Origin of the sequence: Psittacicella gerlachiana (genome assembly GCF_003585965.1) — a bacterium.
Lineage (GTDB): Bacteria > Pseudomonadota > Gammaproteobacteria > Enterobacterales > Psittacicellaceae > Psittacicella > Psittacicella gerlachiana.
The window spans coordinates 1-6,819 of sequence record NZ_NRJF01000085.1; the positions used below are offsets into that span (position 1 = coordinate 1).

General features: G+C 34.9%; 8 protein-coding genes. 6 read left to right on the top strand and 2 right to left on the bottom strand.

All coding sequences use genetic code 11. The features are described from left to right. Positions 1 to 193 precede the first annotated feature (193 nt). The 5 genes from CKF59_RS03500 to CKF59_RS03520 all read left to right on the top strand — a co-directional run bounded on the left by CKF59_RS03500 (position 194) and on the right by CKF59_RS03520 (position 3,448). The gene (locus tag CKF59_RS03500) at positions 194 to 916 is read left to right on the top strand and encodes a 3-deoxy-D-manno-octulosonic acid kinase (RefSeq protein ID WP_119534597.1); all 723 of its coding nucleotides are present in this window, start codon (positions 194 to 196) and stop codon (positions 914 to 916) included. A 145-nt stretch (positions 917 to 1,061) separates the two neighbouring features. Next, a complete protein-coding gene (locus CKF59_RS03505; protein ID WP_119534598.1) occupies positions 1,062 to 1,646 on the top strand; it encodes a TetR/AcrR family transcriptional regulator in 585 nt (194 codons plus the stop codon). Between the two features lie 34 nt (positions 1,647 to 1,680). Beyond that, positions 1,681 to 2,103 (top strand): organic hydroperoxide resistance protein, encoded by a 423-nt coding sequence (locus tag CKF59_RS03510; RefSeq protein ID WP_425451161.1) that lies wholly within the window; start codon positions 1,681 to 1,683, stop codon positions 2,101 to 2,103. A gap of 1 nt (position 2,104) precedes the next feature. After that, on the top strand, positions 2,105 to 3,082 hold the full coding sequence (locus CKF59_RS03515) for a zinc-binding dehydrogenase (protein ID WP_119534600.1): 978 nt from the start codon (positions 2,105 to 2,107) through the stop codon (positions 3,080 to 3,082). A gap of 3 nt (positions 3,083 to 3,085) precedes the next feature. Beyond that, positions 3,086 to 3,448, top strand: a complete 363-nt coding sequence (locus tag CKF59_RS03520; RefSeq protein WP_119534601.1) for a DUF1304 domain-containing protein — start codon at positions 3,086 to 3,088, stop codon at positions 3,446 to 3,448. A gap of 45 nt (positions 3,449 to 3,493) precedes the next feature. Here the strand turns inward: CKF59_RS03520 and CKF59_RS03525 are convergent, their stop codons facing one another. Both CKF59_RS03525 and apbC read right to left on the bottom strand, forming a co-directional pair. After that, on the bottom strand, positions 3,494 to 4,420 hold the full coding sequence (locus CKF59_RS03525) for a glycosyltransferase family protein (RefSeq protein WP_119534602.1): 927 nt from the start codon (positions 4,418 to 4,420) through the stop codon (positions 3,494 to 3,496). A 3-nt stretch (positions 4,421 to 4,423) separates the two neighbouring features. After that, positions 4,424 to 5,506 (bottom strand): iron-sulfur cluster carrier protein ApbC, encoded by a 1,083-nt coding sequence (gene apbC, locus CKF59_RS03530; protein ID WP_222985555.1) that lies wholly within the window; start codon positions 5,504 to 5,506, stop codon positions 4,424 to 4,426. Between the two features lie 247 nt (positions 5,507 to 5,753). Between apbC and guaC the strand changes: the two genes are divergently transcribed. Next, positions 5,754 to 6,740, top strand: coding sequence for a GMP reductase (gene guaC / locus CKF59_RS03535; RefSeq protein ID WP_119534604.1), 987 nt, complete (start codon positions 5,754 to 5,756; stop codon positions 6,738 to 6,740). The last annotated feature ends 79 nt before the right edge of the window (positions 6,741 to 6,819 follow it).

Below are 6,819 nucleotides of genomic sequence, written 5' to 3' on the forward strand. Positions count from 1 at the left end.
AACTCTGCTAGCAGAGTTTCCGTTACCTCTAAGGGGTAACGGAAACTCTTATGTAAAGTTATAAATTTAGAAGATTATATTTATAACTTTAAATTAAGAGATTTTATATTTGTAGGCTAGTATTAGTTTTTATTAAAAAATGATTGTTCTGTAAGAAGTTAGCAGAATTTTTTAATAGGGGTTTTAATTACTTATGCTTACTTTAGAGAAAGAAAATCAGCATTTGATTTTTAATTTAGAAAAGTTGCCTGAAAATATAGATTTTTTTGATAAGAATTTTTGGCTACAGGAGCAAAGAATTCTTGGCACTGCAAAGGGAAGAGGAACAACTTATTTTCTACAGTCTAAAGATTTATTGGGAGTAAATAGTGTTCTGCGCCATTATTACCGTGGAGGTTTGTTTGGCAAGTTTAATAAAGATCTCTACTTTTTGCGAAGAGTAGAGGATACTCGCAGTTTTGCAGAATTTAAATTACTTAAGCAACTTAGACAAGCGGGATTAAATGTACCTAAGCCTTTAGGAGCACGAGTAACCAAGGTGGGGTTAGGATTATATCGAGCTGATATTTTAATTGAAAAAATAGAACAAGCTCAAGATTTAACTAAGGTATTACAAGAGGAAGAACTTACAAGTACTCAATGGCAAAAAATTGGGGCTTTAATTGCTCAAATGCATCAATTACAAATTTGCCATACCGATCTTAATGCTCATAATATTATGTTACAAAAGCTTGATGGAGTTGAAAAGTTTTGGCTTATTGACTTTGATAAATGTTTTGTCCGTACTGGTGAAGCATGGAAAAAAGAAAATTTACAAAGACTGTTACGTTCTTTTCGTAAAGAAGTAGGGCGTTTGCAAATTAAGTTTACCGAAGATAACTGGCAAGATTTATTACAAGGTTATACTGGTAGCTAAATAGATAGCACCAAATCTTCGTATATAATTTAGGTTAATACGAAGATTGGTTTCTTAAATTTAAGTTTGACAACTTAAATCTTTTTTTATACAATTAACTAGACCGACTGGTCTAATAAAAAATCATTTAGGTTTTAAGAGGGGTATGAAACAAGGAGAAGAGACCAAAAATTATTTAATTGCCGTAGGCAAAGATCTTATTGCTCATAAAGGATTTACTGCAGTAGGGCTAAATGAGATTTTAACGACAGCTAATGTTCCTAAAGGCTCTTTTTATCACTATTTTAGTTCTAAAGAGGTTTTTGGTTTAGCAATTTTAGAAGCTTATTTTACGCAGTATCTGGAAGAACTTAAGCAATTATTTAATACTTCAGAGAGTTTTGAGTATAAAGTTCTTACTTATTGGCAACAATGGCAAGAACGAGAAATAGCTCAACAAGGCTGTTTAATTGTAAAGTTAAGTGCCGAAATTTCTGACTTATCAGAAGTAATGCGAGCAAGTATGCAACGAGGACTCGAAGCGATTAGTGAGTTTTTTTGGCAACAAATAAAGTTGGCTCAAGCACAAGGAGAGTTATCTTCTCAGGTAGAAGCTGAGGAGTTAACAGCATTTCTTTTTCAAAATTGGTTAGGAGCTTGTTTAAGTTATAAGATAAATCGTCCGCTAACTAGATGTTTTACTTTAGCAACTCAACATACGCAAAAGCTTTTAGAACTTTATAAAATTTAATCATAAAAAAAACAACGAACAACAATAAGGAAACATGATGAAAGTTTTTTACCAAACACAAGCAACAGCAACTGGTGGTCGTGCTGGTCGTACGGAATTAAATGACGGAAGTTTAGGTTTTGATTTAACTCCTTTTACTGCAGAGAAACAAGGGGTAAATCCAGAACAGCTTTTTGCTTTAGGTTATGCTGCTTGCTTTGATAGTGCCTTAAATCTTGTAGCTCAAAAAATGTCTTTACCTTTAGTTTCAAGTAAAACTTCAGTGCAAATTGGTATAGGTCAGGTAATGTCAGGTGCTTACAAGTTACAAGCTCAAATTAGCGTCTACACTACAGGTTTAACAGCTGAACAAGCAAATGAATTAGTACATAAAGCTCACGAGGTATGTCCTTACTCTAATGCAATTAAAAATAATGTAGAGGTAACTTTAGAAGCTATTATTCAAGAGGAGAAGTAAAATGAAAGCGGTAATTCATAAAATTTTTGGTGAACCTGAAGCGGTAGTTGAATGTACTCAAGTAGCTACGCCTGAACCTCAAGAAGATCAAGTGCTAATCCAAATGATTATGTCGCCAATTCATAATCATGATTTATGGACGATTAGAGGTACTTACGGCTATAAACCTAATCTTCCTGAAGTTGCAGGATCGGAAGCAGTAGGTAAAATTGTAGCTCTCGGTTCTAAGGTAAAACATTTACAAGTAGGGCAAAGAGTTAGTGTTGCCAATATTCATCAGACTTGGGCTGAGTATTTTGTTGCTCCTGCAAATGCGGTAGTGCCGATTCCTGAAGCTATGAGCGATGAGCAGGCAGCTCAGTTAATTGCTATGCCTTTTAGTGCCATTACTTTATTAGAGTTTTTAGAAGTTCAAGCAGGACAATGGATAATTTTAAATGCTGCCAGTGGGATGATTGGAAAAACTACCGCTATGTTAGCTAAAGCTCGAGGCGTTAAGGTAATCAATCTTGTTCGTCGTAGTAGTGTGATTGCAGAGCTTAAAGAATTAGGGATTGAGCATGTAGTAGCGACTGATACGCCAAATTGGCAAGAACAAGTAAAAGAGATTTTAGGTGAAGAGGCTTTAGTGGCTGGTGTCGACTCTATAGGCGGAGCTGATAGTAAAGAGATGAGTCAACTCTTAGGCTATGGAGCTCTATTTGTTTCTTTTGGAACCATGGGTGGAGAACCGGTACAAATTCCGGTAGGAGACTTGATTTTTAAACAAATCCAAGTTAAAGGATTTTGGGGAAGTATAGTTTCCCAACAAATGCTTAAAGAGAAAAAAGCAGCTTTAATGCAAGAATTAATTTCTTATGTTTTAAGTGGACAAATTCAGCTTCCAGTAGGAGGGATTTATTCTTTAGAGCAAGTAGCCCAGGCTTGTGCAGCCAGTCTCAAAGCTGGAAAATCAGGAAAAATTCTTTTAAAACCTTAGTTTATGCATTATCTTCAAATTACCTTTTTAATCTTGCTAGCTTTAGAGTTTCTCTACATTATGTATTTAGAAACCTTTGCTCCTCAGAGCAAGCAAACGGCAAGGGTGTTTAAGTTATCACCCCAAGTGTTACAACAACAAGAAGTGCAAACCTTGTTTAAAAACCAAGGAGTGTACAATGGTTTACTGGCGATTGCAATAATTGTCGCTTTAATTCTTGGGCATACTTTAGTCCTCAATTATATTGTTGCTTATATTATTGCCGTAGCTATTTATGGTTCTTTTACCGTAAATAAACATATTTGGTGGAAGCAAGGAATTTTTGCTTGGGCTTATGTTGCGGTAACTATCTATCTCCATTTTTAATTTAGATATAAAAAAGTCTCTCAACTTAGTGTTGAGAGGCTTTTTTTAAGGTTCAATTTTCCAAATAAAACAATTAAAAGAGTTATTTTTAATTGCATTAGGGTAAAAAGTATCCCGATAAGTTAACCAAATGTTTTCTAATTGTCTTTCTTGCAATACTAGGAGTTCTAAATGTCGAGGATCAAACTCCTGTTGATTGTCTCTTGCTAACTGAGGATCAAAAGGCAAGGCATTTTTATTGAGTAATACTGCAAACCAATCTTGTCTTTCGCCAACATAACGTGATTCAAAATCATATTCTTGAGGCATAACATAATGAGGCGGTAAGATATGAGCTTGGTAGTCAAGGTCATATAAAAGACGGTTTAAATGACTTTCATCATGCCAAACGGCAATGAGATTATTTTGATAATCTGTAAGGGTGCGTTGAGCAAGTTCACGACTCATGGTAAGAAAGGCTTGACTTGTCCCTCCATTAAATGCTCCTGCAATATAGGTGGTTGCTTTTTCAGGGGTAGGAGAAATATAAGCTTGAGATTGAGGATTACGTTCGTATGAACGTAATTCCTCAGGTAAGCAATTTTGCCCAAAGTGTTCAACCACAATTAAGTCTTGTGCCCAATTACCAGTAGGGGCAAAGAGAAGATCTTGAGCGTAAAGTGGACGCTTACAGTAGAAGTTTGCATTCATAAAAAATACATAGGCAAATTCTGCAAGCGTAGACTCGAGCTCTAAAAAATACTTAAAGCGGAACAGAGTAGGTAAAGGCCAAGGTTGATAGTCCAAAGGAATAATTTTTACTTGCGGGTTATAGGCGTAAAGTTGAGCTAATTCTTTACTATCGGTAAAGACAAAAAAGGTTACTTCACAATCGGGAAGAAAATTTTGATAGTTATAAGGAAAAAGGACTTTAAAAAAGCTAGCATAAGCTCCTGTATTGACGCTTAAGACCGCAACTTTGGTTCTACTCATAATTTATAATTGGGAAATATTAATACTTGGGGCGTATTTTTTTACTTGGTCATAAAGACTAAAGCTCACTTTATCGGCAAGAGCATTAAAGATTTGTCCAATGCTTCCTTGAGGATCTTGAGCTGTAGTGATTATGCCATTATCGAGATCTTCACGAATTACTGGGTTAAGAGGTACTGAAACTAATACCGGAGTTTGGAGAATTTGGCTAATTTCTTTAACTCCGTCATTACCAAAAATGTGAGCTTGATAACCACAATTTGGACAAGTATACATGCTCATATTTTCTACGACCCCAAGTACCGGAACGTTTAGTTCACGGAACATATTTACTCCTTTGAGAACATCTAACAGAGCTATATCTTGAGGGGTGGAAACTATCACACTGCCGGTAACTGCAAGATCTTGAGTAACGGTAATATGAATATCGCTCGTGCCTGGTGGGAGATCTAATACAAGATAATCTAAATCAGGCCAATTAGTTTCTTCAATAAGTTGTTTAAGCATAGAAGAAGCCATAGGACCGCGCCAAATTGTAGGATCAGTTTCAGGAATTAAAAAGCCAATTGAGTTGGCATAGAGTTTACCCACTTGCACGGGATTCATGGTTTTATTATCATTTGAAGTAGGCTTGGTTTCACTAGCTCCCAACATATGAGGAATTGAAGGACCATATAAATCGGCATCAAGAATCCCTACCTTAGCTCCACCATTAGCTAAGGCTGCGGCTAAGTTGGCACTAACCGAAGATTTTCCTACCCCTCCTTTACCTGAAGAAACAGCAATAATATTTTTAATTCCTGGAAAAGGCTGTTTTTTACCTGAAGGTCTTCTTTGGCTAATCTTAAAAGTAAGATTAACTTTTACTTCTTGAACTTGAGGATATTGACGACCAATATAGTCGGTCAAAGCGCTAATAAACTCTTGTTGAGCGTTTAAGCTAAAAGGGAGGGTTACACTTAAAGCTAAAGTTTGTGTTTGTTGATTAAAGAGAATTTTTTCTTGATTGATCGCATTTAATTCGCGAAGAGTTTTTTGCCAAGGAGTATAAGTAAAGTCTCCTATTAACGCAAATTCTTGACTCATAATAGTCTCCATTAATTGAGGGAGGTGAATAATTTGTTGCTTGTATATTTTACTTGATCTATAAGTTTATTACTCAAAAAAGTGATGAAAAAGAGTTAATTTTGTACTAAATTGTTTTAATTAAGAATAACTAACAATAATTAAACTAAAGAAAAGCTGTTATCTTATAATTAAAGTGTGGTAAGATAAATATTGGGTTTGAAAAAGACTTACGTTTTTTTTTTAACTATAAAAGGATCTTTATTCCATGCTTAATGATGTAAGAATCTTTGATTATGAAGATATTCAGTTAATTCCTAATAAATGTATTGTTGAAAGTCGTTCAGAATGTAATACGAGCGTGAAATTAGGAAAAATGGAGTTTAAAATTCCAGTAGTTCCTGCAAACATGCAAACAATAATTGATGAAGCATTAGCTGAAGATTTAGCTCGTAAGGGTTATTTCTATATTATGCATAGATTCACACCAGAAACTCGCGAAAGCTTTATCCGTCATATGAAAGGGCAAGGTTTATTTGCTTCAATTTCTATTGGGGTTAAAGAAGATGAATTTGGATTTGTTGAGCATTTAGCAGCCCAAAATCTTGTGCCAGAGTATATTACCATTGATATTGCTCATGGACATTCTAATTCTGTGATTGCAATGATTAAGCACATTAAAAAATATTTACCTGAATCTTTTGTGATTGCAGGAAATGTAGGAACGCCAGAAGCAGTACGTGAATTAGAATTAGCAGGTGCAGATGCCACAAAAGTGGGAATTGGTCCAGGTAAAGTTTGTATTACCAAATTAAAAACTGGTTTTGGAACCGGAGGCTGGCAATTATCAGCAGTGCGTTGGTGTGCTAAAGCAGCAACTAAACCGATTATTGCTGATGGTGGTATTCGTGATCATGGAGATGTAGCTAAGTCAATTCGTTTTGGAGCGACTCTCGTAATGATTGGTTCTTTATTCTCAGGTCATGAGCAAAGCCCTGGTGAAACTTTAGAAATTGATGGTAAACTCTATAAAGAATATTTTGGTTCAGCTTCGGAATTCCAAAAAGGTGCACGTAAAAATGTTGAAGGGAAGAAAATCTTAACTCCTTTTAAAGGTGATCTTTTTGAGACTTTAGAAGAAATGCAACAAGATTTACAAAGTTCAATTTCTTATGCTGGGGGTAAAGACTTAGAAGCTTTACGTAAAGTAGATTATGTGATTGTTAAAAACTCGATTTTTAATGGTGATCGTTAATATCTAATCTCTCCATAATAAAGTATATAAAATATTTAACTATTAAATTATAAAAAATACTTAATAATAAAAGGTCTAT

Excerpts from the sequence above, each read along its gene's own strand:
- CKF59_RS03510 (WP_425451161.1), top strand. The coding sequence starts at position 1,681 with ATGATGAAAGTTTTTTACCAAACACAAGCAACAGCAACTGGTGGTCGT.
- CKF59_RS03500 (WP_119534597.1), top strand. The coding sequence starts at position 194 with ATGCTTACTTTAGAGAAAGAAAATCAGCATTTGATTTTTAATTTAGAA.
- CKF59_RS03520 (WP_119534601.1), top strand. The coding sequence starts at position 3,086 with ATGCATTATCTTCAAATTACCTTTTTAATCTTGCTAGCTTTAGAGTTT.
- CKF59_RS03505 (WP_119534598.1), top strand. The coding sequence starts at position 1,062 with ATGAAACAAGGAGAAGAGACCAAAAATTATTTAATTGCCGTAGGCAAA.
- guaC (WP_119534604.1), top strand. The coding sequence starts at position 5,754 with ATGCTTAATGATGTAAGAATCTTTGATTATGAAGATATTCAGTTAATT.
- CKF59_RS03525 (WP_119534602.1), bottom strand. The coding sequence starts at position 4,420 with ATGAGTAGAACCAAAGTTGCGGTCTTAAGCGTCAATACAGGAGCTTAT.
- apbC (WP_222985555.1), bottom strand. The coding sequence starts at position 5,506 with ATGAGTCAAGAATTTGCGTTAATAGGAGACTTTACTTATACTCCTTGG.
- CKF59_RS03515 (WP_119534600.1), top strand. The coding sequence starts at position 2,105 with ATGAAAGCGGTAATTCATAAAATTTTTGGTGAACCTGAAGCGGTAGTT.